Below are 24,479 nucleotides of genomic sequence, written 5' to 3' on the forward strand. Positions count from 1 at the left end.
AGTTTCCCTCGATTCTATTCCGATATTCTGTTTCCTTCCCAGTGGTTTACCCACCAAAAATAGTATACCATACTAATCCCTGTAAATATTAAGCAACCTGGTATGAATGACAACCATTCACCTACACTAGTTTCTCCCAATACAGATTGCAGATAAGTATATGGTACTCTACCCGTCCAGCAGACAAATACATATTTCCACACATAATCTCCAAGTCCGGTAAGCATCAATGCACTAATTAGTCCTGATATAATCCCTGCTCCAATGGATACCCCTTTTCCAAACTGAAAAGCCAGAATCAGCTGCCACAGATAAAGTGGAACACTGCTTCCCCACAGCAGCAATGCTGCAAATATACATCCTTTCATGATTTCGATATCGCTTGATGCGATTCTTCCAAATCCAATTCCGAATATGATTGCTGTCAATATGATAGAGCACAGACACAAAACCAGTAGCATCAACAGTTTCGATAAAAATGCTGCAGGTTTATCCGGTAAAGACAACAGATTTTGAAAATCACCTGCATTTTGTTCCTGTTCCATCACACTTGCTGTAAAAATTCCAATAAGTACCGGAAGTCCTGCTCCTATTGCCTGATAAAATGCAATCACTTTCATATTTTCATTCCACGGTGAAAAAAGGTAATATATTAAAAATATAACGCTGGTTATAATCGGAATCAGTAAGTGTGCCAGAATCACAGATGTTCCTTTCATCTTTCGCAAGTCTGCATTAAGAGATCTTCCAATCATCTTATTTCACCTCTCTTCTCTCAAACCATTTCAAAAACAGAACCGTTACAAAAACAAACCAGACAATTGAGAGACAGATTCCTGGAACAATAACGCCCATATCCAAAAGAGGATTCCCTGCTTCTGCGGCAAGTCCATTTGGTAAAACATGAAGCAACGGGCACATGATTCGCATAGGAATTGCAGATACAAGTACATACCAGATTCTGGTTTGTGATATTACCACACCGCTGACGGTAATAAACAGGCAGACGAACAGGTTTACAATCATTCCAAATCGTTCACTTAAAAATAAAGCTACCGGAATCTCCCATAACTCAGAAACCGTCAGAAACAATACTGCAATCAACGCTCCTCCAACTGGAACATGTGTCGTTAGAAGAAAGCCTCCAAGCGTTGCTCCTGCAAACACAATCACATTAGAAAACAAAATCATGTACCCAATATAAATAATTTTCCCCAGCAACAATTTTCTTTTGTCTGTGGGAATAGTCATTAAATGATAGTATTTTATCTTTTTCTCCTGCGCCACAGAAAGATAACAAAATAGAGCAATCATCCCCGGCAGCAAAAGTGTATACCACCAGTTCCAAACACTTTCTGCATAAGCATTTGTCATCCCAAGAGTAAATATAAATGCCATGACAAATGTAAGAAGAGGAAATCCCCAGATAAACTTTTTTCGCATGGTTCTTTTGGCTTTTTGATGTTCTGCTTTTATAATATTAACCATGGATTTCACCTGCTTTCTGGTTTTTCCTTACTACGTCCATAAACAGTTCTTCAAGATTCTGTCCCTGATTCAATGCTCCCTCGTATCCTAAGATTCCACCTGAAATAATCCCGACTTTATCTGCAAGTAACTGTACCTCTGAAAGAATATGACTGGAAAGAATTACAGTTATTCCCTGTCCTGGGAAGGAGCGAATCAGTTCTCGTAATTCCTCGATGCCTATTGGATCTAATCCATTCGTAGGCTCATCCAATATCAAAAGTTCCGGTTCTCCAAGCAATGCCATTGCAATACCTAGTCTTTGTTTCATTCCCAAAGAGAACTGCCCAGCTTTCTTCTTTCCAGTATTTGTAAGTGATACAATCTGCAAGACCTCATCAATTCTGTTTTCATCTGTACCAAGCAATAATTGTCTTACCTTCAAATTCTCTCTAGCGGAAAGATTTTCATAAATAGGCGGATTTTCAATTAACGCTCCTATTTTTGACAAATCCTTCCTATCCAAAAGTTTTCCATCAAAGTAAATCTTTCCTGCAGTTGGTTTCATCATACCGGTCAGCATTTTCAATGTAGTAGATTTACCAGCACCATTCGGTCCAAGCAGTCCATAAATCTGTCCTTTTTCTATATTGAGTGAAACATTATTTACCGCTTTCTGCTTTTTAAAATATTTACACAAATTTTGTGTCTGCAACATCATTTCCATCTTTACTATCCTTCCTTCCATATTTCATTTCTTACTGAAATATAATCTATCAGGGAAAAATAAAGATTTGATGAAGTTTGCTAAATAATTCGTCTACTCTATTTTTATTCTCGTATGGAATAAACCATCAATTGAATATCATTATCAGAACTCGGCTTTCCACTGAAGTCAGCAAAGCTGTTACAAATACGAAGTCCTAATTTACCGAATATCTCCGTGATTTCATCCAAACTATATAACCTTATAGGATTTCCTTCTTTCATTTCAGGCTTATAAAGTGCTTCTCCATACATATAGTCTACCTGCCCATATATCAGCGTTTTTCTATCCTTCTCCCATTCAAAAGCAGATAATATAAGTCCCTTTTCTCCTGCATCCCATAACTTGCAACCTCCTTGTGCTTAGAGTATATAAAGTTTTGGCTTTATCTTGTAGTTTGCGATTATCCGTATAAATAGAAAAACCCCTTTGAGAAAAGGATTTCTCCTCTCTCAAGGGGCAAGTTGGCAAACTGGAATTTATCTATTTTGTTGCCACAATACAAAGCCAATGATTTTTGGCATCGGCATATGGTTTTATTTCCATAAAACCTGCTTCTTTTAAAGCGGTGATAAGTTGATCGCAATTATAAATCTTCATACCATCAATTATCTTTGTCCATTTATCGTCTGAGGCATTCATTCCGTCGCTCTCGTTACAAATCAGGAAGGTTCCTCCGTATTTCAAAACACGATTTACCTCAGAAAAGCATTTTTTCAGTTCTGGCCAGAAGTAAACCGTCTCAAAAGCTGAGACATGATCAAAATTTGCATCTGGAAATGGGATGGCAGATACATCTCCCTGAACGACCTTGCATTTTCCCTGTTGAATGGCAGCAGCGTTCAATTTTTGAGATTCTGCCACACTAACCTCCGAATAATCCAATCCTGTCACATGGCCCTTCCTGCATTTGTTCAGCCAGACCGCAATGTTTGCACCACCTCCGCATCCAACATCCAGCACCTCAGCGTCCGTATTTACAGAGATATTCGAGAACCCCCATTGCGATAGCCTGGAGTGGCCGCTGTTCATCATCTTTGTCATCAATTTTCCGCCGAATCCTTGTGGCTTACGGGTATTTTCAAAAAAGCTCATTGAAATATTCCTCCTTCATATTTCGATTTTTCCAATTCTACAAGCTGAATTTTTACTGTCTGCTGTACCTGAAATCACAATATTTGGCTCCCTCGGCAATAGTCCCCGTTCTCACAAGCTTCATGTTCATAATATCGGCAAGCACAAAGTCCATACGACACAAGTATTGTGCTAATTCCGGGCATCCCTCATCATTGCACAACTTACAAATTCCACACTCAAGATAATCATATCCAAGATCATACTCGTCATTTCCCGGTAATATATCAACCACCCAGTCATTTTCATATTTTCTCTTATGACTTTCTTCGGACCACTTCAAACGTCCTTCCATCTTCTTAGGCGACAGATAGCTTTCCGCATCTCCCATCACTTTCCTGAATAAAGACGAAGCACAAAGTCCATCTCTGAATATCTGGTAGTTCTCCTCCGGCGACTTACCTGTGCTGCGGTTCATTGCAATAAAATAGCTTCCCATTACATAACTGCTCACGAGCCTTGAGTTGCCAATTTCTTTCGCCCTGTTCATAATTTCTTTGTGCGTCTTTATTATTTTCTTTGCGGTATTCTTTTGAAATCCACGCCTTTTTAGTTCAGCCTTAACCGCACTATGATAGAACTTACTTACTGATAATACCCCGATAGAATTTTTCATATCAAGTGCACCTCCTATAATCCACACTTTGCACAAGTTAGTTGTCATTAACCAATGTTTACTATACGATACTTTTTAATCAAAGTAAAGCGGACTTATCTCCTTTCTTCTTCTCTCTTCTCCAAAAAAGACCGACGCATAAAGCTGCAAATACAACAGTCACAATTACAAGTATTGGCATTATCACAACTTCCACAATGCAGACAGTGATTCTGATGGATTGCTGATATCAAAATAATCGCCCTGTGCCTCATACAGTTGAAACACTTCGATTGCGTCTTTCGTATCTCCCGGATAGATTTAGTCTTTCCTGTTCCATAAAACTCCTTGATATTAAAAGTGGCTGTGCTAAAAAGCATAGCCACCATGAAGAATCACCAGAGGTGATTCTTACGCTTTTACGACCTCCACTTATAGGTAGGACTCACCTTTAATATTAAAAAACAAAAAAGCCTGAAATAGTCAATAGATTTTCGGAAACCGTTTCAAATAATTTTGTCGTTTCACACTGTTCTGCATCTGCTGACCTGTTATCATTGCATTACACTATTTTTGTCCATTTCCGGGTTTCAGGGGACAGCTTCCTCATAATTTTTCAGCGTTTCAAGAGCATTTTGTATCCGTTCGTCCGTGGAAAAAGATATGTCTTTTATCCCAAGCATGCCGATAATCGCCTCGTCCACAGCCGCCAGTGAGTGGATCGCAAGCCATGTATCTCTTATTATCTGAACTGTTTCTTCACCCAAAACAGCATAATTCTGTTCTTTCAGGTATCGGCGGGAGAGTGCGTCCGCAAATAAAGATGTTTTGTCGAACAGGCAGATAAGCAGTTCCCCCTTTGTCACGCAGGCTGTATGCAGAACATGAGAATCAATGCAGACGCCATCTGCCTCAAATTCATAATGATTCACACTGCACCTTACTCTTTGAGAAACTCCAATAATCATGTGAGACATAAGATGTCTGTGTTCATCCGGTTCGTGGTAGGCTGCGTTCAGATATAGTCTGTCATATTGAAATAAACATTCTGTCATGAATGGTTATCCTTTCAAATTGGAATTTGCGTTACAGAAATTCCTTCCAAAAATCATAAATTATGTGTGCAAGTTCCTTTGGATTATCAACATTAACCTCATGGGAAGAATCTTTAACTATTTTGAATTCACTTTTTCTTATACTCTGACTAATTTGTTTAGCACTTTTCATATTCGCTTTATCTTTACTTCCGCACAATATTAGGCTTTTGCAATTAATTTTATCCAAACCGTTTTTTATATTGTGATTGCTCATTGAGTTTACTAAAGTAATAAAATCTTTTTTTGAACAGCCCATATCATTAAATTGTGAGTCTGGCATGAAGTGAAATATCATACTTTGTATTTTGAAAAGAACTTTGGGTATATCATAAGGAGTTCCAATGATAATAATAGAGTTTACTTTTTCTGGATACTTTTTTACATAATCCAATGCCAATATTCCACCTAATGAAAGTCCACATAAATTAAGTTTTCCTTCCTGATTGTTACAGAAATCAGAGAAAGAAGAAAATATGTTTTGATAATCATTGCTATTGCCACTTGACATTTTAAAAAGTGCAGGACAAAGAACATCTATATTATCTATCTCTAAAAATTTGATGGTTTCATTCCAACTTTTATGATTTTGCCCTAGCCCATGAATTAAAATATTCTTCATAATGCTCCACCTTTACAACTTAGAATTATCATCTTAGTTCATCCAACATTTGAAACATTTCATTTCCACTATCCATATTAATTTTTATTATACGCCATCGTATACAGTGAAATGCCATTTTTCAATTTTTTCTCGCCACATAGTTCCATTCCACATCGAGTATATTTTTTTACTTTTAACGGCGTATCAGTATCCAGAATACAGGGAATATCCTTTGTGTCCGCCTCGGCAAAAGGTTGCTCCAAAATTTTGCGCATATATCCTTTCCCCTGAAATTCTCGCAGGACAACAACCATGGATACTGCAATATAGTCATGCTCTTTTTTGAAAATCTTCGCATACTGTTCGTCTCCGCTTTGTGCCATAGCTATCAGTGCCTTAAGCGGTAACTCGCATAAAAGTCGCTTGATCATATGTAAGGTCGGACCCATTGAAGGTTTTGCCCTCTTACTCCAATAAGCAAGGTATCCCTCTCCTATTTCCGATGTGGTATACAGAGTTCCTGCTCTGTAAAACCATTCCGTCATAATCTCAAAACCTTTTATTGTTTGCTCTCTTGTGAGCATCGTAACAGTTCCGGCTTTTTCATCAGCAAATGCCTCACCGATTCTTCTGCCAATGTCTGCAATTTCTTTCCTTGATTTATTTTCCACTTTTATCATGGATATTCCTCCACCAATTCCGATTTGTCACTCCGTTTACTACAAACAGTATACCACACCCAGCCGAATATTTCAACCTCACATTTTTATATCCATATCATTATCTTCCGAAATATCCTGAGCTGATTCTTTCTCCGCCTCTCGTCAGCAGAACCAGTGTAGAAACTGCAATAAATTGACCTGTCATCGTCAATTGATATTTCCTGCTGCTCAAAACCTTCGCCCCAGCCTTCACTTGTTTGTCCGAGAAGATCGCTTTCCAACTCCTTAATATCAGTATCTGAACTATCCTTTGTGACCTGACATTCGATTATCTCCATAAGACTGCCATTTCTCAGTTCTACAGACGGGAAAGCAGAATAGAGCTTTTCATTTACAGAATAACTCCGCCTAAAAACAAGTCGTCATACATACGATGCAGCTGCCCGATCCGCTTATCAGCATACTGGATAAGCACCGAAAACGCTGTAAAAGCATTGACGGTTTTAGGGATGATTACAAAATTTGCGGATGTATCAAGGCACTGCGTGACACTTCCGTGCAAACTGCTGATTCCGCAGGCATTAAAACGATACACATACACGATTATAGGCGCTCTCATGCGTCGTTGCTTGCAAACAAAGCTATTAATATGCAGGAGATAGCCAGAGATTAATATTTTAAATAAAAACGTGTATATAAAAATAAAAACCATGCATTTTGCGTGGTTTTTATGCTATGTGGTCGGGGCGACAGGACTTGAACCTGCGGCATCTTGGTCCCAAACCAAGCACTCTACCAAACTGAGTTACGCCCCGTTGCTGACGAATAGTGTGCAGCAAATTCCTGAACCCTGCACACGTAATGGATATTCTATTCTTCTCTCATTACTGCGTCTGCGTCATCAGACAGCGTTATAATTATATACTTTTTAATATTAAATGTCAAGCGTAAGTGAAACTTTCTGCATATTGCACAAATTATCAATATCACAAAGCCCTTTTGTATTGCTTATTGCAGTCAGAAACCATCGGATTGCCGAATTAAATCGAGAAATAAGAATGTTTGGTGAAAATTAAAGGATATCCATTGATTTTTTTTAGGAAGTATGCTATTATATTAATAAATAGTGTATTGAAAAGCAAAGGAAAGGACTGTTTCTATGAAAACTAAAAGATGCCCTCACTGTAATGCGGAAATATCCGAAGAAGCAATACTCTGCAAATTCTGCCATTCGCTTCTCATAGACGATCAGAACGAAAACGCAGAAGAAGATGATGTTCCCTCAGATGAAGAAAGCACCATTGTATTCAATAAGCAGCAGCTTCAGCAGGACGATGACAGGACCCGTATTTTTTCCGCAGCTCAGGTAAACGAGCAGTTTAACAGCCGTTCCGCTTCAGACGGCGGAGAGGATAATTACGGCAGCCCACAAACTGAAGGCTATGAAGAATACGATGAAAACGAATATGAGGATTACGATGAGGAATACGACGATGACGACGGCGAAATAGACCCGTCAAAGAAAACCTTTATGATAGCTGCGGTAATTACAATAGGTATACTTGTTATCGTAATTATAGCCGTTATAGTCGGATATAAGATATTCGGCTTCTCAGGCGGAAATGATTCGTCAGACGAGCTTGACGGACTTTCCGACAAAACCTCCTCTTCTCAGAGCCTGAACGATACGTCAGATGATAAATCCTCTGTTCAGCAGACAGACCCGCAGTCCTCTGCCGATAATTCATCAGACAGCAAACCGGAAGCTTCTTCATCAAATGATACATCTTCCGAGCCTGAGGATTCCTCCGAAGCAAGCTCTTTGCCTGAAGATTCGTCGGCTGCGGATCATTCACAAGCTGACGCTTCAAGCTCGTTGCCCGATACCTCCTCCGTTTCAGATACTTCCTCCACAAGCGACAGCTCATCAGCGGATACGTCTTCGGCGGCAGATACTTCATCAGCCCCAGATACCTTTGACGACAGCGCTATAATTGCTTCTGTTTCATCACAGATCAGCGGAACGATCTCTTCCTATGAATTCAGAGAGGACGACGGGAACTATAGGTATTACTACATATTTACAGAGGACAGCCACGGCTACAGCGTTGCATATAATAAAAGCACCGGCGAATCAGTTGTAGTCCAGAATTATTGATAAATCCCGAGTTATTAAGCTTTTGTTGCCGCAGAATGCATAATTTTCGCATTCTGCGGCATTTTGTTGTTATAATCCACAAATCCGCAGTTCTATTCAGAGTGAATTTATATTTGCATTAAGAGATTTTTTGTGGTATAATAAATGTTTGGAAAGATATGAATTTTATTTAAGCCGTCCTTTGTACAGACTCCGTTCTGGCTGCACAGGCTTAAAGGGAGGATATTTATGATAAGAAAAGATTTAAGGAACATTGCTATTATCGCTCACGTTGACCACGGTAAAACGACCCTCGTTGACGAAATGCTCAAACAGAGCGGAACCTTCCGCGATAATCAGGCGGTCGACGACAGAGTCATGGACTCTAACGACATTGAGCGCGAAAGAGGAATCACTATACTTGCCAAAAATACGTCTATTCATTACAAGGACGTTAAAATAAACGTTATAGATACTCCGGGACACGCCGATTTCGGCGGCGAGGTAGAACGAGTTCTAAAAATGGTAAACGGAGTTATTCTGCTGGTAGACGCAGCGGAAGGACCTATGCCTCAGACCAGATTCGTTCTTCAGAAGGCGCTGGAGCTTGGACATAAAATAATCGTTGTAGTTAACAAGATAGACCGCCCCGACGCAAGACTCAACGAAGTAGGCGACGAGGTATTGGAACTGCTTATGGATCTTGACGCCAGTGACGAGCAGCTTGACAGTCCTATTCTTTACTGCTCAGGCAGGGACGGAACGGCTTCTTATCACCCCAATGAGCAGGGAGAGGATCTTATTCCTCTGCTTGACGAAATACTGAACTATATCCCTGCCCCTGAGGTAGACGCTGAAGGCTCTATGCAGTATCTTGTTTCGGCTATAGACTACAATGAATATGTCGGAAGAATTGCCGTAGGAAGAATAGAACGCGGAGTCATGAAAGTTAATCAGGAAGTTACCGTCGGCGATTTTCATCAGACCAAAAAGGAATACAGGGGCAGGATCGTTACAATGTATCAGATAGAGGGACTTAACCGAGTTCCCTGCGACGAAGCAAAGGCCGGCGATATAGTTTGTATAAGCGGTATTGAGAATATTACTATAGGCGATACAATATGCGAATTTGGCAGCTTTGAGGCACTTCCCTTTGTAAAAATTTCAGAGCCTACAGTTGAAATGACATTTTCGGTCAACGACTCTCCGTTTGCCGGAAGAGAGGGTAAATTCGTAACCTCTCGGCAGCTCAGGGACAGGCTGTTCAAGGAGCTTCTGAAAGACGTTTCCCTCAGGGTTTCAGAAACCGATTCAACCGACAGCTTCAAGGTAGCCGGCAGAGGAGAAATGCACCTGTCTATACTGATCGAAAATATGCGCCGTGAGGGCTACGAGCTTTCAGTTTCTACGCCTCATGTGCTTTATAAGGAAATTGACGGAAAGCTTAACGAGCCTATTGAAAGACTTGTTATAGACGTTCCGGAAAGCTGCGTAGGTTCGGTAATGGAAAAGCTAGGTTCAAGAAAAGGCGAGCTTACCCAGATGACTCCTGTAGGAAGCAGAATGAGAATTGAATTTCTGATCCCCGCAAGAGGGCTTTTCGGCTACAGAAGCGAGTTTATGACCGATACTAAGGGCGAGGGAATAATGAGTTCGGTATTTCACAGCTATCAGCCATATAAAGGCGAAATCGCAAGAAGAAGCACAGGCTCGCTTGTTGCCTTTGAAACAGGAGAGGCTGTTACCTACGGCCTTTTCAACGCTCAGGAAAGAGGAGAGCTGTTTATAACTGCGGGAACTCCCGTATATGAGGGAATGATAGTCGGAGCTTCTCCGAAAGCTGAGGATCTCGTTGTCAACGTCTGCAAGAAAAAACATCTTACAAATACCAGAGCAAGCGGCAGCGACGATGCCTTAAGGCTTATCCCGCCGAGAAATCTGAGTCTTGAGGATTCCCTTGAATTTCTCGCCGACGACGAGCTTCTTGAGGTAACTCCCAAAAATATCAGAATAAGAAAGAGAACTCTCAGCAATACCCTCAGAGCCAAGGAAAGAGCTAAAATGTAAAGCTATATAAGCAGGCGGACAGCATAACTTATGCAGTCCGCCGCTTTTGCCTTATGTTTATTTACAAGCAAAAGCGCCCTGAAATTATACCTGCTGAGATCAGCAAAATTGATTTGAGCGAATTGTATTAAAATCAATTGACAAACAGATAATTATTTGCTATAATTAATATGTATTTTTATATCTTACTACTGACGCCCTTATTAAAAGTATACAAGATTCATGGCTGAAATACTGTTATACTGTATTTTATTCTGAATTTACACGCAGTCTTTTTAAAGGGAACAGCAGCTTTACTGAAATAATATATTTGGGAACAGATTTCATATATATTTCTCAGGACTGAAAATTTAAAAGGTGGAATGAAAGAATGGGTTTGATTGAAGCAATATTCGGTAATTACTCTAAAAAAGAGCTGAAAAGAATAGAGCCTATTAAGAATAAGGTGCTTGAGCTTGAGGAAAAGTATCAGCCGATGTCCGATCATGAGCTGAGAGAACAGACTCAGATAATGAAGGACAAGATCGCCGACGGACTTAGCTCTCTGGACGACGTTTTGCCGGACGCTCTTGCGGTATGCCGTGAAGCCGCTTTCCGTGTGCTTGGCAAAAAGCCTTTCCCGGTTCAGATAATAGGAGCTATAATCCTTCATCAGGGCAGAATCGCCGAGATGAAGACAGGAGAAGGAAAAACCCTTGTAGCCTGTCTTGCGGCTTATGCTAATTCGCTGGACGGCAAGGGAGTTCACGTTGTTACGGTAAACGACTATCTTGCAAAATTCCAGTCAGAGGAAATGGGCAAGGTATTCAGATTCCTCGGACAGTCTATAGGCGTAGTGCTTTCGGGTATGGACAAAGATGAAAAGCGTGCTGCATACAATGCGGATATTACATACGGAACCAACAACGAGTTCGGCTTCGACTATCTCCGCGACAACATGGTCATCTATAAAAAAGACAAGGTACAGAGGGAACATTCCTTTGCGATCGTGGACGAGGTAGACTCTATCCTTATCGATGAGGCGAGGACCCCGCTTATTATTTCAGGTCAGGGAGATAAGTCTACAGAGCTTTATACTCTTGCAGACCGTTTTGCAAAAACGCTTAAACCGATTACCGTTGTTGAAATGGACGACAAGGCGGATAACGATGCTCTTGACGGCGACTACATCATAGATGAAAAGGCAAGGACTGCAACCCTTACAAAGTCGGGAGTCAAAAAGGCTGAAAAGGTATTTAACGTAATTAACCTTATGGACGCCGACAATATGACTCTGCTGCACCATATAAATCAGGCTATAAAAGCCAACGGCACAATGAGAAAGGACATCGACTATGTAGTAAAGGACGGAGAGGTACTTATAGTCGACGAATTTACAGGACGTATAATGATAGGACGCCGCTTCAACGACGGTCTGCATCAGGCTATCGAGGCAAAAGAGGGCGTTAAGGTAATGCGCGAGTCCAAAACTATTGCTACTATCACCTATCAGAACTACTTCCGTCTTTACTCAAAGCTTTCGGGTATGACAGGTACTGCGATCACCGAAGAGGACGAGTTCAGGGAGATCTATAAGCTGGACGTTATCGAGGTCCCGACAAATAAGCCTGTTGTAAGAATGGATCATCCGGACGTTGTTTACAAGACCGAAAAGGGCAAATTCAACGCCGTTATCGAGCAGATAATCGAATGCAACAAAAAAGGACAGCCGGTTCTGGTTGGTACAGTTTCGATCGAAAAATCCGAATATCTGTCAAGACTGCTTAAAAATAAGGGCGTAAAGCATGAGGTTCTCAACGCTAAATATCACGACAAGGAAGCTAAGATAGTAGCTCAGGCAGGTAAGTACGGAGCTGTTACCATAGCTACCAATATGGCAGGAAGAGGAACGGATATTCTCCTCGGAGGAAACGCCGAATATCTTGCTACAGAGCAGCTTTATAAAATGGACTATCCCGAGGAAATCGTCGTTGAAGCGACCGGCTTTGCGGAGACAGACAATGAGCAGGTGCTTGAGGCGAGAGCTAAGTACAAGGAGCTTTACGCCAAATATTCCGCTGAAGTTGCCGAAAAAGCGGAAAAGGTAAAGGAAGCCGGCGGATTGTTTATTATCGGTACGGAAAGACATGAGTCAAGACGTATCGACAATCAGCTGAGAGGACGTTCGGGACGTCAGGGCGACCCGGGAGAAAGCCTGTTCTTCCTTTCACTTGAGGACGATCTTATGCGTCTGTTCGGCGGCGACAGGATAAACGCTATGATGGAAGCGCTGAAGGTCGACGAAAATACGCCTATCCAGTCAAAAATGCTTGCCAACGTTATCGAGTCCTCTCAGAAGAAGATAGAGGGCAGAAACTTCAATATCAGAAAGAACGTTCTTAACTACGACGACGTAATGAATACCCAGCGTGAAATTATCTACGGTCAGCGCCAGAAGGTTCTCGACGGAGAAGATATTCACGACTATATCGTCGGAATGATCAAGGAATACATTGATTCAACGGTCAATATGTACCTGCTTGACGACGAGATACACGACGACTGGAATCTGGAGGGCCTGCGCGATCATCTTATGGGTCTGTTTACCGTTGACAGCGATTTCAGATACGACGCAAAGCAGCTTGACGAGGTATCCAAGAAGGATATTGTAGAAATGCTCAACGACAGAGCCGACAAGATATATGCTAAGCGTGAGGAGGATCTCGGCAGAGAGCTTCTAAGAGAAATAGAACGTGTTGTTCTGCTTAAAGTCGTAGATACAAAGTGGATGGCTCATATCGACGATATGGAAGAACTGAAGCGCGGTATCGGTCTGCGCTCCTACGGTCAAAAGAACCCTGTTGTTGAATACCGTATGGAAGGCTTCGATATGTTCGACGCTATGATCGACGCTATACGCGAGGATACGGTAAGAATGCTGTTTACCATTCAGGTAAGAAAGTCTGCGCCTGCTCCCAAGAGAGAACAGGTTCTCAACGAGGGCGCTCAGCATCATAATATCCAGAGAAAAACAAGTAAAGTCGGACCGAACGATCCATGTCCCTGCGGAAGCGGAAAGAAATACAAAAAATGCTGCGGAGCAGGACAGAATACAAACGAATAAATAAGCCTTGCAGGACGGTTTTTTACCGTCCTGTTTTGGAGTATACGGAACGAAAACGTTATCAAAAAATATGAAAAAGCAATATCCTATAACGCTTACATAAGACAGGAGTTTTAATTTATGTCATCTGCATTTAAAAAAGCCGATATTCTAATTCCCAAGAATACTGATATGACAAAATGGGCGGTCGTGGCCTGCGATCAGTATACCTCTCAGCCGGAATACTGGTCTGAAACGGAAAGGCTTGCCGCCGGTTCAAAATCCGCTCTAAACCTGATACTTCCGGAGGTTTATCTGGAAAACCCTGACGTTGAAATGCGTATAGAGAAAATACATAATAATATGACCGAATACCTTGAAACGGATACTTTTAAAGAGCTTAAAAATTCCCTTATATATATTGAGCGTACTCAGTCCGACGGAAAAGTAAGATCTGGAATAGTCGGAGCTATCGACCTTGAAGAATATGATTACCGAAAGGGTTCTCGATCTCAGGTAAGAGCCACTGAGGCTACGGTAGTAGAACGTATTCCGCCAAGAATAAAGGTACGCGAGGGTGCGCAGATAGAGCTTCCTCATATTATGATTCTTATAGACGATACTGAAAAAACGGTAATAGAGCCGCTGGCTGAAAAAACAGGCGGTATGGAAAAGCTTTATGATTTCAAGCTTATGCAGAACGGAGGAAGCATAAAGGGCTGGCTGCTTGATGAAAAATCCGCGGACAATGTGCTGGCTGCTCTTGAAAAGCTTGCCGACCTTGATTCATTCAATAAAAAATACGGTATCAGCGAAACCTCTCCGCTCGTTTACGCAATGGGCGACGGAAATCATTCTCTTGCTACCGCCAAAGAGTATTATGAGAGACTGAAGGCTAAATATCCCGATAAGGATATGGCGCACAGTCCCGCAAGGTACGCTCTTGCCGAAATAGTTGATCTTCATTCGCCTGCCCTGGAATTTGAAGCTATCCATAGGATCGTGACCGGCGTTGACGCACAAAAGCTTGAGGAAAAGGTGACTGAAGAGCTTGAACTCAGCGATAGTATAAGCGCACAGAAGATCGTTATCGTAAAAAACGGCGTTCACAAAGAAAAATATGTACATAAGCCGCTTTCCAAACTTGCAGTCGGAAGCCTTCAGACAGTACTGGACAGACTGCTGCCCGAAGCGGGAGGAAAAATCGACTATATACACGGCACGGAAGTTGTAGACAGGCTTTCGATGAACGAGGATACGATCGGCTTTATCCTGCCGGATATGGCGAAATCAGAGCTTTTCCCGACGGTCATCTGTGACGGAGCGCTCCCCAGAAAAACCTTTTCAATGGGTCACGCCGAGGATAAAAGATTTTATGTAGAAGCGAGAAAGATTGCCGAGTAGAGAGTGAGCAGTATGTCATATTACCCTAAAGAACTTTGATATCCGAGATTTGTTAATTTGCAGGATGCGCTGAAAGATACTGCCGATTCGGAGTTTATAAAAGCAGAGGCAATGTATCTTCACTCACAGCTTCACAGCAGTTCGGTATATGGAATCAACAATACCTATTTTGATGAAATTGTCGCAGGAATAAATGAGGAAAACTTCAAGCTTTGTCCTACGGCAAGAAACATGACCCCGGCATGGGATTTATGGCATATAACCAAAATTGAGGATATTACCGCAAGCATTCTTCTTTGCAACGACGAAGAGGTGTTTTCGCTGAGTGAGAGTCTTTCTGTCAAAGCATTGTTCGCATACCGTGAAAACGTGGGACGCAAAACTAAAAAGTTTCTTAAAACGCTTACCCTCGACCAGCTTTCAAAAACCTTTTTGCCGTCACAGATCATCAGAATAAAAGATGAGGGTGCAGTTATTCCGGAAACCGAGGGACTGATGAATTATTGGGGAAGGAAAACTGTTTCGGGGATAATTACTATGCCTTTGACAAAACACCAGATCATTCATCTGAATGACTGCAAAAGTATTGTGGATAAATATCAGAAGCGTACAAAAACCAAATGTTCATCACATTAATATAAAGGAGCAGATCAGCTATGATTATTTCAGAGGTTAAAAAAGAGCTTACGGAACATATCATTCCGTTCTGGGCAAATTTGAAGGACGAGGAAAACGGCGGCTTTTACGGATATATGAGCTATGATCTTGAGCTTGACAAAAAGGCCGATAAGGGAGTTATTCTTCACTCAAGAATATTGTGGTTCTTTTCAAGCTGCTATGCCGTTCTCAAGAACGAAAAATGCAGGGAGCTTGCAGATCATGCATTCGAGTATATAAAAAATCACTGTGTCGATTACGATAACGGCGGAGTTTACTGGATGACAAGCTTTAAGGGCGAACCGTCGGATACTATGAAGCATACCTACAACATAGCCTTTGCAATTTATGCGCTTTCAGCTTATTACAACGCTGTCGGCGATAAATTCGCTCTTGACCTTGCCTATAAGCTTTTCAGCGATATTGAAGCAAATACTCTCGACGAATACGGCTACCGTGAAGCTTTTACCGTTGACTGGAAGCTTGTACCAAACGATGCTCTTTCGGAAAACGGCCTTATGGCAGATAAAACTATGAATGCGATTCTTCACCTGATCGAAGCTTACACCGAGCTTTATAAAGCTGACAGAAATGAAGAAGTTGCAAAGCGTCTTAAATTTCAGCTTTCTCAAATAAAGGATAAGGTTTTCGATTCTCAGACAAACGCCCTCAAGGTTTTCTTTAATGAAAAGCTGGAAGTGATCGGAGATATTCATTCCTACGGTCATGATATTGAAGCAACCTGGCTTATGGACCTTGCCTGCGATACGCTGGAGGACGAGGAGCTTAAAAAACAGTTTGCCGATATGGATCTGAATATCTCGAATAATATTCTTAATACAGCAATGGAGAACGGAGCTCTTAACAACGAGCGTGAAAACGATAAGATAGACAGAAAGCGAGTATGGTGGGTAGAAGCAGAGTCTGTCGTTGGTTTTATAAATGCGTATCAGCACAGCGGCGATAAGAAATTCCTTGAAGCTGCAAAATCGGTCTGGGAATACATAAAGTCGGATATTATCGACAAGCGTCCCGGCTCTGAATGGTACAGCGAGGTTTCCTTTGAGCATAAACCCCACGGCTTCAAGGAGATCGTAGGCCCGTGGAAATGTCCGTATCACAACGGAAGAATGTGCCTTGAGGTAATAAAGAGAGGTATAGACTTCTGATGAAAAGGTATTTATGCGAAGCTCATCTGCACACAAGCGAGGGGAGCGCCTGCGCTTCAATAGGCGGCTCACAGCAGGCAGAACGCTACAAGGCGCTGGGATACGATACTATATTTGTAACAGATCATTTTTTCAACGGTAACAGTGCAGTTGACCGCTCTCTTAAATGGAGCGATAAGGTCAGCGCTTATTGCAGAGGCTTTGAAAACGCACAAGCAAAAGGAAAAGAGATAGGACTTACCGTTCTTTTCGGAATTGAATACACCTACGGCGGCGCTGATTTTCTTACCTACGGAGTTGATAAGCAGTGGCTTCTTTCTCACCCCGAGCTTGAAGACAACGACTTTTTCAGATATGCTGAGCTTGTTCATGAAGCGGGAGGCTTTCTGGTTCATGCTCACCCATTTAGGCGTGCAAGCTATCTCCGTGAAATAAGGCTTGTTCCCGATCATACCGACGCTGTCGAAATAATCAACACCCACAGCGGCGACGAGCTTTCAAATAAAAGAGCGCAATGGTACGCAGAGCAGTTCGGTCTGCCTGTTACCGGCGGAACGGATAATCATTACTGTCCCGGCGGAGAATTCTGTGCGGTATGTACAAAAAACAAAATAGCCTGTGCACAAGACTATATCGGAGCTGTAAAAAACGGAGCGCTTACTCTGGAAAGGATCCAATTTGAAGCTGAAAAATACAGATAACCTGTAAAATAAATGATGAAAGGATAAATATAATGAAGATCAAAAAAACACTGGCGCTTATTCTCGGTACGGCGATTGCCGTTTCAGGCTTTGCTGCCTGCTCTGACAAGGACGGCGAAAAGGACTCCGAAAGCGGCACATCACAGACAGAGGAAACACCGAAGGAGATCCGTGACATAACCTCATGGAATCTTGTCAAGGAAATGAAGACCGGCTGGAACCTGGGAAATACCATGGACGCAACCGGCGGAAGCGGAGTTGACGCTGAAACCTCCTGGGGAAACAAGGAAACCTCAAAGGCGATGGTAGACCTGCTGAAATCAAGCGGCTTCAACGTACTGAGAGTACCCGTGTCCTGGGGCACTCACATGGACGACGAGTATAACGTTGACGAAGCTTGGATGACAAGAGTAAAGGAAATAGTAGATTACGGCATTGACAACGATATGTTTGTAATTCTTAACACGCACCATGAGGACTGGTATTTCCCGACCGAAGAAAACAAAGAGGAGGACATCAAGCAGCTCAAGGCTTTATGGACTCAGATAGCTGACGAATTTAAAAACTATGACGAACACCTTATTTTCGAGGGGTTGAATGAGCCTAGGCTCAGAAATACTCCCGGCGAATGGACAGGCGGCGATTCTGCTTCAAGGGCGATCGTCAACGAATACGCAAAGGCATTTTACGAAACCGTAAGAAACAGCGGCGGAAACAATCCGAAGCGTCATCTTATGATCACAGGCTACGCTGCGTCGTCCTCAAGAAACTGTCTTGAAGCAATAGATCTTTCCGGCTTTGACGATAAAGTAATTGTATCGGTACACGCATATCTTCCCTATTCCTTTGCGCTTGATACAAAGGGTACGGACGTATTCAATGCCGAAGCTGACGGTTCTTCTATCGACAATCTGTTCATAGACCTTAACGATTTATTCCTTAGCAAGAATATTCCTGTTATAGTCGGAGAATACGGTTCGGTAAACAAATACAATATTGAGGACAGAGTTGAGTGTGCAAAATACTATCTCAATACGGCAAAGAAGGCTGGCGTTCCCTGTATCTGGTGGGATAATGGTGCGACCGCAGGCGCAGGTGAAAACTTTGGACTGATGGACAGAAGTCTGCCTCCTGCATGGAACTTTCAGGAAATAATAGACGCTATAATGTCCGTCTACCCCGAGTCCTAGTCCTGGCGCGGACGGCGCAATTCGCGTGATCGCTCCTGACGTCGCTCGTTTGTAATAATGCTCATCTTAACGCCGCAGTTATAATTTGCAAACGGCAGGCAATATAAATAGAAAAGATCGGTCAGCTTTAATAAACTGACCGATCTCTATTTTTACTATTTTATGCTGACCATTACTCTCTTTTGAAGCCGAGTGTAATTTCATATTCAGAATCCAGCGAATTCTGCTTATCTGCGTCCTTTACATACTTATTGACCAAAGCTGTAGACTTTTCTACTGCCTGAAGCGTTCCCGCTCCCGCTACACAGCCTCCCGGACAACCCATTCCCTCAAGAAGGTAGCCATCGTATTTTCCTGCCTTTGCAAGCTGGAGCAGCTTTCTGCATTCCTTCAACCCCTGAGCTGAAGCGACCTTTATTTCACGGTCGGGGTCAAGACGTTTTATTACGTCAGCAACTGCCTTTGCAACTCCGCCGCTGACAGCAAAGCCCCTTCCGTCACCTGTTCCATCGCTGAGCGGAACAGTTTCATCGTCCGTAATATCCTCAAATTTAACATTCTTAGCCTCGAACATTCCCATAAGCTCTTCAAAGGTAAGAACAAAGTCTACGTCAGAGCGTACCGAACGCCTGCTGGCTTCCAGCTTTTTGGCGGCGCAAGGCCCGATAAACGCAATACAAGCATCAGGATTCTCTTTTTTTACCATTCTTGCAGTTAGAACCATAGGAGTCATTGCCATAGATATGTACGGCGCAAGCTCGGGAAAAAGCTTCTTAGCCATTACAGACCAGGACGGACAGCAGGAGGTAGCCATAAAAGGCTGATGTTCGGGAACCTCCCGCATAAAATCCTTAGCTTCCTCTACCGCACAGAGGTCTGCTCCTATTGCGACCTCTACAACACTGTCAAAGCCCAGCTTTTTCATAGCCGCCGTAAGCTTTTCAGGCGACGCCTTAGGTCCAAACTGCCCTACAAATGCAGGAGCGACCAACGCAATAACCTTTTTGCCTTTTTTAATTGCATGAATAAGCTGGAATATCTGTCCCTTATCAACGATAGCGCCGAATGGACAGTTAACAAGGCACATTCCACAGGAAACGCACTTATCGTAGTCTATCTTAGCCTTGCCGTTTTCGTCCGAGCCTATTGCGTCCATTCCGCAGGCCCTTGCGCAGGGGCGTTCCATTTTATTTATAGCGTTATACGGACAAACGCTCTGACATCTTCCGCATTTAATACATTTTGACTGATCAATGACCGATTTTCCGTGAACTATTTCAATTGCTCCCTTTGGGCATACCTCCTTGCAGGGGTGTGCAAGGCAGCCCTGACAGCAGTCGGTAACGTGATAATGAGTTTCCGGACAGGCATTGCAGGCAAAATTGATTATATTTACAAGCGGCGGATCGTAATACTTTTCAGCAATAGCCGTTTCCTCAATCCCGTCTGAAACAGACTCATGCTGGTCGATAGGACGAAGCGGAAGTCCGATAGCAAGACGAAGCCTTTCTTCAACGATAGCCCTTTCAAGAAAGATCGACTCGCGGTATACCGCAACCTTTCCCGGTACTATTTTATACGGAAGAGTATCTATCCTGCTGTAATCCCCGCCTTCATATGCGAGCCTTGCAACCTCTGTAAATACCTTTCTTCTTATATCCGTAACCGAATTATAAATGCCTCTCATTTTCATCAGGAGTTTCTCTCCTTTCACTCTCAATAAAACTCTGATCTTAACAATCCTTATGCTTTTATTGTACCTTTTTGTTAAAGTTTTGTCAAGGATTATATACGTTTTTTCATGGGGTATTCTCATTTAAATTATTGGAGAGAACTTTTGAATAAAAAGGATCTTATGAAATAAAAATGAAACTATTCCGCCTGAATATGACCGCTTTCATATACGGTTCGCTGTTCCTCTTCTGATAATATCCGACTGATCAGCTTCCGAATATTAGGATCGTCATTATTCTTACGGTAAACAGCATAAAAGCCGCTGACTATCGGATATACTCCGTCAACATAACCATATAAACACTCCTGACGGCAAACCGAACAAAACTGCATAGTAAAGAATTTCATATTGCAACAAAGCTGCGCCCTCCGTTTTTTACATTATATTTTATTGATTTTATAGACGAAAATTGTCTTATAACTTCTTATAGGTGTTTATAGGAACGGCGAGAAAGCCTTTGTTTTCAAGGGTTTTGCCGTTTCTCTTTATATTCTGTCATAACTCCGCATAAATCCGTTTTGTAAGCGCGGGCGGCAAAAAAGCGTCACGCGCAAAGGGAAAAAACAAGGAGGACGACATGAAAAACACACTTTTGGATAAGGGTATTATACTCCCGTCCGGCGAAATCAACAAGGATAAGATAAACCTTGTCGCCGGAGCAATCACGCAGCCATTCGCAGAAATGGTATGGGTAACGACAGGCGGCGACATGGAAACTGTAAACCGTTTGACGGACATACTCGTTACCATGAACACCCCCGCCGACCGGGGTAAACTGTTCAAAATCATCAAAATGCTTTACGGGCTTATGGGCTTGCCCTTTTCCGAGGAAGCCGAGCCTATGGACGCAGACCCCGCCGCATTGGAATACTTCATCTTTTCCTTTACGGCAGACTTTGGCGAAGTCATACAAGACCTCATAGCCGAGGAAAATTAAATACAGACCCGCACAGGCGGCGTTTCTCACTCTCTTAACGGGAGAACAGGAACGCCGCTATTTTTATGCCCTTATGTTACGCAGTAGGAGCAAAAAAGCCCTGATTTTATGCGGCTTTGCGGGCGCGGTTTTGACCGGGCAAGGGATTGATACCTTTACCCTCAAAATCGCCGTTTAACAGCGTAACAAATCCACAGCAAAGGAGTGATGAAGCTATGGCAGTTTTCCGAGTGGAAAAGAGCAGGGGCTATACCGTAATGAGCAACCACCACCTACGCAACAAAGACCTGACCTTAAAGGCAAAAGGCTTGTTGTCGCAAATGCTGTCCTTGCCGGAAGATTGGGACTACACCCTTGCGGGACTGTCCTACATCAACCGGGAAAGCATTGACGCAATCCGCACCGCGATATGGGAGCTTGAAAAAGCGGGCTATATCACAAGGCGGCAAGGACGCGACGACAAAGGCAAAATGACCGCTATCGAGTACACCATTTATGAGCAGCCGCAGCAACCCACCGATACGCCGCCGGAATTGGACTATCCGATATTGGAAAATCCAACAGCGGGTAAGCCGATATTGGAAAACCCGACACCGGATAATCCGACGTCGGAAAATCCAACGCAATTAAATAAAGATAGACAAAGAACTGACTTACCCAAAAAAGAAAAATTAAATACGGATATATCAAGTATCCATTCCATTCCTATCCTTTCCCCTTACCTCTCACCTTTGGAGGACGACGCAGCGGCAGGAGCTAACGGCAGCGCAAGCGCAGCCGTGGAACGGAAAGGAACGGGAGCGAATGACGCATACAAAATCTATGAAGAAATCATCAAGGACAATATCGAATACGACCACCTCATGCAGTACAACACCCTTGACAAAGACCGCTTGAATGAAATCCTTGACCTTATTCTTGAAACGGTATGCAGCGCAAGAAAAACAATCCGTATCGCCGGGGACGACTACCCCGCCGAGCTTGTCAAGGCAAAGTTTATGAAGCTCAACAGCAGCCACATTGAGTTTGCCCTTGATTGTATGCGGGAGAACACAACCAAAATCCGCAACATCAAGCAGTATTTAAGGGCGGTGCTTTTCAATGCCCCGTCCACCATTGACAACTACTATACCGCCCTTGTCGCTCACGACATGGCAAGCGGCAAAATCTAAAGGAGGACGACCACATGACGCAGAAACAGGGAGCTTTGATTTTTGATGAAACCACCGACCGATACGACATTCGCTTTGACCTTGCCGACTACTACGGCGGCTTGCATTGCGGGGAATGTTTCGACGTATTCACAGGCGGCAAATGGAAGCCTACCCGTATTGAGATGAACCCGGCGCAGGAATGGTATCTTGTCGGTGTCCGCGCCGCCGACCTCTCCGGCTTGCGGGTACGGATTTAAGACCATGCGCCGCAGCATACGCAGGGGCAGCTATGAAAACGGCTGTCCTTTTTTTGCGCCCAAAAGCGGCGTACCACCCTAACCACTATCACACTACCGCGAAAGGAGGACGGTAAATGCAAGATGAAGTCAACGAAAAAGTGATTGCCATATCCATAAAGGCAACAAAGCTGACCGCCGAAGTGCTGCAAAAAGCCTTAAAGTTTATGCTGTCGCAAGCAAAAAAGCAGATAGACAAGCAGCAGATACCCCACGGCAAGCAGACCCTAAAGCAGCTCACGCGGCAGAACGCGGGCGTTTCCAACATTGAGATTACCAACGACAATATCAAAGCCTTTGAGAGTACGGCAAAAAAGTACGGGATTGACTTTGCGCTGAAAAAGGACGCGACGGAAACCCCGCCCCGGTACCTTGTCTTTTTCAAGGGGCGGGACGCGGACGCTATGACCGCAGCTTTCAAGGAGTTTTCCGCAAAGAAACTGAATAAGGAGCAAAAGCCCTCTATCCGAAAGGCACTTGCCACATTTCGGGAAGCGGCAAAGCAGCTTAACGCAAACCGTCAAAAGACAAAGAACAAGGACAGGGAGGTGTCGCTATGAAGCCGAATATCAAAAAGCTGCTTATCCTAAACGCCCCCTATCTGCTCTTTGTGTATCTCTTTGATAAAGTCGGACAGGCGGTGCGGCTCTCGCCGGGGGCCGACCTCTCCGGCAAGCTGCTTTCCATTGGCAGCGGCTTTTCCGCTGCCTTTTCAAATGTCCTGCCGAGCTTTGCCCCTGCGGATTTGCTTATCGGCATTATCGGGGCTGTCGTTATCCGGCTTGCGGTCTATGTGAAAGGCAAGAACGCGAAGAAATACCGGAAAGGCATGGAGTACGGCTCTGCACGTTGGGGCGGCGCAGAAGATATAAAGCCGTATGTAGACCCCGTATTTGAAAACAACGTCATTCTGACACAGACCGAAAGGCTGATGATGAGCAGCCGCCCGAAGCACCCGAAGTATGCAAGGAACAAAAACGTGCTTGTAATCGGCGGTTCCGGCAGCGGCAAGACGAGGTTTTTTGTAAAACCAAACCTTATGCAAATGCACAGCTCCTATGTTGTAACCGACCCGAAAGGAACGGTTTTAATCGAGTGTGGAAAGCTCTTGCAGCGCGGCGGCTACCATATCAAGGTGCTGAATACAATCAATTTCCGCAAAAGCATGAAGTACAACCCCTTTGTGTATATCCGCAGCGAAAAAGACATTTTGAAGCTCGTCAATACGATAATCGCCAACACCAAAGGCGACGGCGAAAAGTCCGGGGAGGATTTTTGGGTTAAGGCTGAAAAGCTCTACTATACCGCTTTGATTGGGTACATCTGGTACGAAGCCCCCGAAAGCGAGAAAAACTTTACGACGCTGCTTGAAATGATAAATGCGTCGGAAGCCCGCGAGGACGACGAGGACTTTCAAAACCCCGTTGACCTCATGTTTGAACGCTTGGAGCAGAAAGACCCGGAACATTTTGCGGTGAAGCAGTACAAGAAGTACAAACTTGCGGCGGGAGATGTATGCTCTAAGTGACTTCTTAATCATGGTTTTTGTCATGGTTAGTGAAGCAGTCACTTAGAGCATTTTCATTTCAGGAGGTACAGCCATGAGAAACGAGAAAATCACCCCTCTG

24 protein-coding genes, 1 tRNA gene and 1 pseudogene are annotated in these 24,479 nt (G+C 43.3%); 13 read left to right on the forward strand and 13 right to left on the reverse strand.

Annotated features, from left to right (window positions below):
• Positions 1 to 14: 14 nt before the first annotated feature.
• From ACYQ0H_RS11550 to ACYQ0H_RS11600, 11 genes are all read right to left on the reverse strand, one after another.
• Complete coding sequence (locus ACYQ0H_RS11550; RefSeq protein WP_118008768.1) at positions 15 to 755, reverse strand: lantibiotic immunity ABC transporter MutG family permease subunit; 741 nt, start codon at positions 753 to 755, stop codon at positions 15 to 17.
• A 1-nt stretch (position 756) separates the two neighbouring features.
• Positions 757 to 1,488 carry a lantibiotic immunity ABC transporter MutE/EpiE family permease subunit gene (locus ACYQ0H_RS11555; RefSeq protein ID WP_459812982.1) on the reverse strand — a complete coding sequence of 244 codons (732 nt, stop codon included), beginning with the start codon at positions 1,486 to 1,488 and terminating at the stop codon, positions 757 to 759.
• Positions 1,481 to 2,194 (reverse strand): lantibiotic protection ABC transporter ATP-binding protein, encoded by a 714-nt coding sequence (locus ACYQ0H_RS11560; protein WP_459812983.1) that lies wholly within the window; start codon positions 2,192 to 2,194, stop codon positions 1,481 to 1,483. The genes ACYQ0H_RS11555 and ACYQ0H_RS11560 overlap by 8 nt, the downstream gene beginning before the upstream one ends.
• A gap of 104 nt (positions 2,195 to 2,298) precedes the next feature.
• Positions 2,299 to 2,487, reverse strand: a complete 189-nt coding sequence (locus tag ACYQ0H_RS11565) for a hypothetical protein (RefSeq protein WP_055040005.1) — start codon at positions 2,485 to 2,487, stop codon at positions 2,299 to 2,301.
• Between the two features lie 229 nt (positions 2,488 to 2,716).
• Positions 2,717 to 3,328 carry a class I SAM-dependent methyltransferase gene (locus ACYQ0H_RS11570; protein WP_459812984.1) on the reverse strand — a complete coding sequence of 204 codons (612 nt, stop codon included), beginning with the start codon at positions 3,326 to 3,328 and terminating at the stop codon, positions 2,717 to 2,719.
• 52 nt (positions 3,329 to 3,380) lie between these two features.
• The gene (locus ACYQ0H_RS11575) at positions 3,381 to 3,983 is read right to left on the reverse strand and encodes an L-2-amino-thiazoline-4-carboxylic acid hydrolase (protein WP_118149268.1); all 603 of its coding nucleotides are present in this window, start codon (positions 3,981 to 3,983) and stop codon (positions 3,381 to 3,383) included.
• A 569-nt stretch (positions 3,984 to 4,552) separates the two neighbouring features.
• Positions 4,553 to 4,894, reverse strand: a complete 342-nt coding sequence (locus ACYQ0H_RS11580) for a hypothetical protein (RefSeq protein ID WP_459812985.1) — start codon at positions 4,892 to 4,894, stop codon at positions 4,553 to 4,555.
• Positions 4,895 to 5,048: 154 nt separating this feature from the next.
• The gene (locus ACYQ0H_RS11585; RefSeq protein ID WP_117910482.1) at positions 5,049 to 5,678 is read right to left on the reverse strand and encodes an alpha/beta fold hydrolase; all 630 of its coding nucleotides are present in this window, start codon (positions 5,676 to 5,678) and stop codon (positions 5,049 to 5,051) included.
• A 77-nt stretch (positions 5,679 to 5,755) separates the two neighbouring features.
• Positions 5,756 to 6,340, reverse strand: a complete 585-nt coding sequence (locus tag ACYQ0H_RS11590; protein ID WP_117910483.1) for a GNAT family N-acetyltransferase — start codon at positions 6,338 to 6,340, stop codon at positions 5,756 to 5,758.
• A gap of 86 nt (positions 6,341 to 6,426) precedes the next feature.
• On the reverse strand, positions 6,427 to 6,660 hold the full coding sequence (locus ACYQ0H_RS11595) for a hypothetical protein (protein WP_459812986.1): 234 nt from the start codon (positions 6,658 to 6,660) through the stop codon (positions 6,427 to 6,429).
• A 400-nt stretch (positions 6,661 to 7,060) separates the two neighbouring features.
• Positions 7,061 to 7,137 (reverse strand) — tRNA-Pro (locus ACYQ0H_RS11600).
• Between the two features lie 344 nt (positions 7,138 to 7,481).
• Here ACYQ0H_RS11600 and ACYQ0H_RS11605 point away from each other — a divergent pair.
• From ACYQ0H_RS11605 to ACYQ0H_RS11640, 8 genes are all read left to right on the forward strand, one after another.
• Positions 7,482 to 8,480 carry a hypothetical protein gene (locus ACYQ0H_RS11605; RefSeq protein ID WP_459812987.1) on the forward strand — a complete coding sequence of 333 codons (999 nt, stop codon included), beginning with the start codon at positions 7,482 to 7,484 and terminating at the stop codon, positions 8,478 to 8,480.
• A gap of 228 nt (positions 8,481 to 8,708) precedes the next feature.
• Positions 8,709 to 10,526, forward strand: a complete 1,818-nt coding sequence (gene typA, locus ACYQ0H_RS11610; RefSeq protein WP_459812988.1) for a translational GTPase TypA — start codon at positions 8,709 to 8,711, stop codon at positions 10,524 to 10,526.
• 370 nt (positions 10,527 to 10,896) lie between these two features.
• The gene (gene secA / locus ACYQ0H_RS11615; protein WP_459812989.1) at positions 10,897 to 13,629 is read left to right on the forward strand and encodes a preprotein translocase subunit SecA; all 2,733 of its coding nucleotides are present in this window, start codon (positions 10,897 to 10,899) and stop codon (positions 13,627 to 13,629) included.
• A gap of 120 nt (positions 13,630 to 13,749) precedes the next feature.
• The gene (locus ACYQ0H_RS11620; protein WP_459812990.1) at positions 13,750 to 15,012 is read left to right on the forward strand and encodes a DUF1015 domain-containing protein; all 1,263 of its coding nucleotides are present in this window, start codon (positions 13,750 to 13,752) and stop codon (positions 15,010 to 15,012) included.
• Positions 15,013 to 15,069: 57 nt separating this feature from the next.
• On the forward strand, positions 15,070 to 15,648 hold the full coding sequence (locus ACYQ0H_RS11625) for a hypothetical protein (RefSeq protein WP_459812991.1): 579 nt from the start codon (positions 15,070 to 15,072) through the stop codon (positions 15,646 to 15,648).
• A gap of 20 nt (positions 15,649 to 15,668) precedes the next feature.
• Positions 15,669 to 16,838 (forward strand): AGE family epimerase/isomerase, encoded by a 1,170-nt coding sequence (locus tag ACYQ0H_RS11630; protein WP_459812992.1) that lies wholly within the window; start codon positions 15,669 to 15,671, stop codon positions 16,836 to 16,838.
• A complete protein-coding gene (locus tag ACYQ0H_RS11635) occupies positions 16,838 to 17,539 on the forward strand; it encodes a PHP domain-containing protein (protein WP_459812993.1) in 702 nt (233 codons plus the stop codon). The genes ACYQ0H_RS11630 and ACYQ0H_RS11635 overlap by 1 nt, the downstream gene beginning before the upstream one ends.
• 32 nt (positions 17,540 to 17,571) lie before the next feature.
• Positions 17,572 to 18,729: a glycoside hydrolase family 5 protein gene (locus ACYQ0H_RS11640; RefSeq protein ID WP_459812994.1), complete on the forward strand. Its 1,158-nt coding sequence runs from the start codon at positions 17,572 to 17,574 to the stop codon at positions 18,727 to 18,729.
• A gap of 172 nt (positions 18,730 to 18,901) precedes the next feature.
• Here ACYQ0H_RS11640 and ACYQ0H_RS11645 read toward each other — a convergent pair whose 3' ends face one another.
• Both ACYQ0H_RS11645 and ACYQ0H_RS11650 read right to left on the reverse strand, forming a co-directional pair.
• Positions 18,902 to 20,416, reverse strand: a complete 1,515-nt coding sequence (locus tag ACYQ0H_RS11645) for a 4Fe-4S dicluster domain-containing protein (RefSeq protein ID WP_459812999.1) — start codon at positions 20,414 to 20,416, stop codon at positions 18,902 to 18,904.
• A gap of 185 nt (positions 20,417 to 20,601) precedes the next feature.
• Entirely contained in the window at positions 20,602 to 20,811 is a 210-nt protein-coding gene (locus ACYQ0H_RS11650) for a hypothetical protein (protein ID WP_459812995.1), read from the reverse strand.
• A 230-nt stretch (positions 20,812 to 21,041) separates the two neighbouring features.
• On the opposite strand from ACYQ0H_RS11650, the gene ACYQ0H_RS11655 reads away from it, so the two are divergent.
• From ACYQ0H_RS11655 to ACYQ0H_RS11675, 5 genes and pseudogenes are all read left to right on the forward strand, one after another.
• A complete protein-coding gene (locus tag ACYQ0H_RS11655; protein ID WP_459812996.1) occupies positions 21,042 to 21,401 on the forward strand; it encodes a hypothetical protein in 360 nt (119 codons plus the stop codon).
• A 149-nt stretch (positions 21,402 to 21,550) separates the two neighbouring features.
• Entirely contained in the window at positions 21,551 to 22,573 is a 1,023-nt protein-coding gene (locus ACYQ0H_RS11660; protein WP_459813000.1) for a DUF6017 domain-containing protein, read from the forward strand.
• Between the two features lie 14 nt (positions 22,574 to 22,587).
• A complete protein-coding gene (locus ACYQ0H_RS11665) occupies positions 22,588 to 22,812 on the forward strand; it encodes a DUF5348 domain-containing protein (RefSeq protein WP_459812997.1) in 225 nt (74 codons plus the stop codon).
• 116 nt (positions 22,813 to 22,928) lie between these two features.
• Complete coding sequence (locus ACYQ0H_RS11670; protein ID WP_459812998.1) at positions 22,929 to 23,411, forward strand: PcfB family protein; 483 nt, start codon at positions 22,929 to 22,931, stop codon at positions 23,409 to 23,411.
• Positions 23,408 to 24,361 (forward strand): annotated as a pseudogene (locus tag ACYQ0H_RS11675) (type IV secretory system conjugative DNA transfer family protein); the annotation flags it as partial. The gene ACYQ0H_RS11670 and the pseudogene ACYQ0H_RS11675, both read left to right, overlap by 4 nt.
• Positions 24,362 to 24,479 lie beyond the last annotated feature (118 nt).

The organism is Hominimerdicola intestinalis, assembly GCF_054655215.1.

Excerpts from the sequence above, each read along its gene's own strand:
- ACYQ0H_RS11550 (WP_118008768.1), bottom strand. The coding sequence starts at position 755 with ATGATTGGAAGATCTCTTAATGCAGACTTGCGAAAGATGAAAGGAACA.
- ACYQ0H_RS11555 (WP_459812982.1), bottom strand. The coding sequence starts at position 1,488 with ATGGTTAATATTATAAAAGCAGAACATCAAAAAGCCAAAAGAACCATG.
- ACYQ0H_RS11560 (WP_459812983.1), bottom strand. The coding sequence starts at position 2,194 with ATGGAAATGATGTTGCAGACACAAAATTTGTGTAAATATTTTAAAAAG.
- ACYQ0H_RS11565 (WP_055040005.1), bottom strand. The coding sequence starts at position 2,487 with ATGTATGGAGAAGCACTTTATAAGCCTGAAATGAAAGAAGGAAATCCT.
- ACYQ0H_RS11570 (WP_459812984.1), bottom strand. The coding sequence starts at position 3,328 with ATGAGCTTTTTTGAAAATACCCGTAAGCCACAAGGATTCGGCGGAAAA.
- ACYQ0H_RS11575 (WP_118149268.1), bottom strand. The coding sequence starts at position 3,983 with ATGAAAAATTCTATCGGGGTATTATCAGTAAGTAAGTTCTATCATAGT.
- ACYQ0H_RS11585 (WP_117910482.1), bottom strand. The coding sequence starts at position 5,678 with ATGAAGAATATTTTAATTCATGGGCTAGGGCAAAATCATAAAAGTTGG.
- ACYQ0H_RS11590 (WP_117910483.1), bottom strand. The coding sequence starts at position 6,340 with ATGATAAAAGTGGAAAATAAATCAAGGAAAGAAATTGCAGACATTGGC.
- ACYQ0H_RS11595 (WP_459812986.1), bottom strand. The coding sequence starts at position 6,660 with ATGGAGATAATCGAATGTCAGGTCACAAAGGATAGTTCAGATACTGAT.
- ACYQ0H_RS11605 (WP_459812987.1), top strand. The coding sequence starts at position 7,482 with ATGAAAACTAAAAGATGCCCTCACTGTAATGCGGAAATATCCGAAGAA.
- typA (WP_459812988.1), top strand. The coding sequence starts at position 8,709 with ATGATAAGAAAAGATTTAAGGAACATTGCTATTATCGCTCACGTTGAC.
- secA (WP_459812989.1), top strand. The coding sequence starts at position 10,897 with ATGGGTTTGATTGAAGCAATATTCGGTAATTACTCTAAAAAAGAGCTG.
- ACYQ0H_RS11620 (WP_459812990.1), top strand. The coding sequence starts at position 13,750 with ATGTCATCTGCATTTAAAAAAGCCGATATTCTAATTCCCAAGAATACT.
- ACYQ0H_RS11630 (WP_459812992.1), top strand. The coding sequence starts at position 15,669 with ATGATTATTTCAGAGGTTAAAAAAGAGCTTACGGAACATATCATTCCG.
- ACYQ0H_RS11635 (WP_459812993.1), top strand. The coding sequence starts at position 16,838 with ATGAAAAGGTATTTATGCGAAGCTCATCTGCACACAAGCGAGGGGAGC.
- ACYQ0H_RS11640 (WP_459812994.1), top strand. The coding sequence starts at position 17,572 with ATGAAGATCAAAAAAACACTGGCGCTTATTCTCGGTACGGCGATTGCC.
- ACYQ0H_RS11645 (WP_459812999.1), bottom strand. The coding sequence starts at position 20,416 with ATGAGAGGCATTTATAATTCGGTTACGGATATAAGAAGAAAGGTATTT.
- ACYQ0H_RS11650 (WP_459812995.1), bottom strand. The coding sequence starts at position 20,811 with ATGAAATTCTTTACTATGCAGTTTTGTTCGGTTTGCCGTCAGGAGTGT.
- ACYQ0H_RS11655 (WP_459812996.1), top strand. The coding sequence starts at position 21,042 with ATGAAAAACACACTTTTGGATAAGGGTATTATACTCCCGTCCGGCGAA.
- ACYQ0H_RS11665 (WP_459812997.1), top strand. The coding sequence starts at position 22,588 with ATGACGCAGAAACAGGGAGCTTTGATTTTTGATGAAACCACCGACCGA.
- ACYQ0H_RS11670 (WP_459812998.1), top strand. The coding sequence starts at position 22,929 with ATGCAAGATGAAGTCAACGAAAAAGTGATTGCCATATCCATAAAGGCA.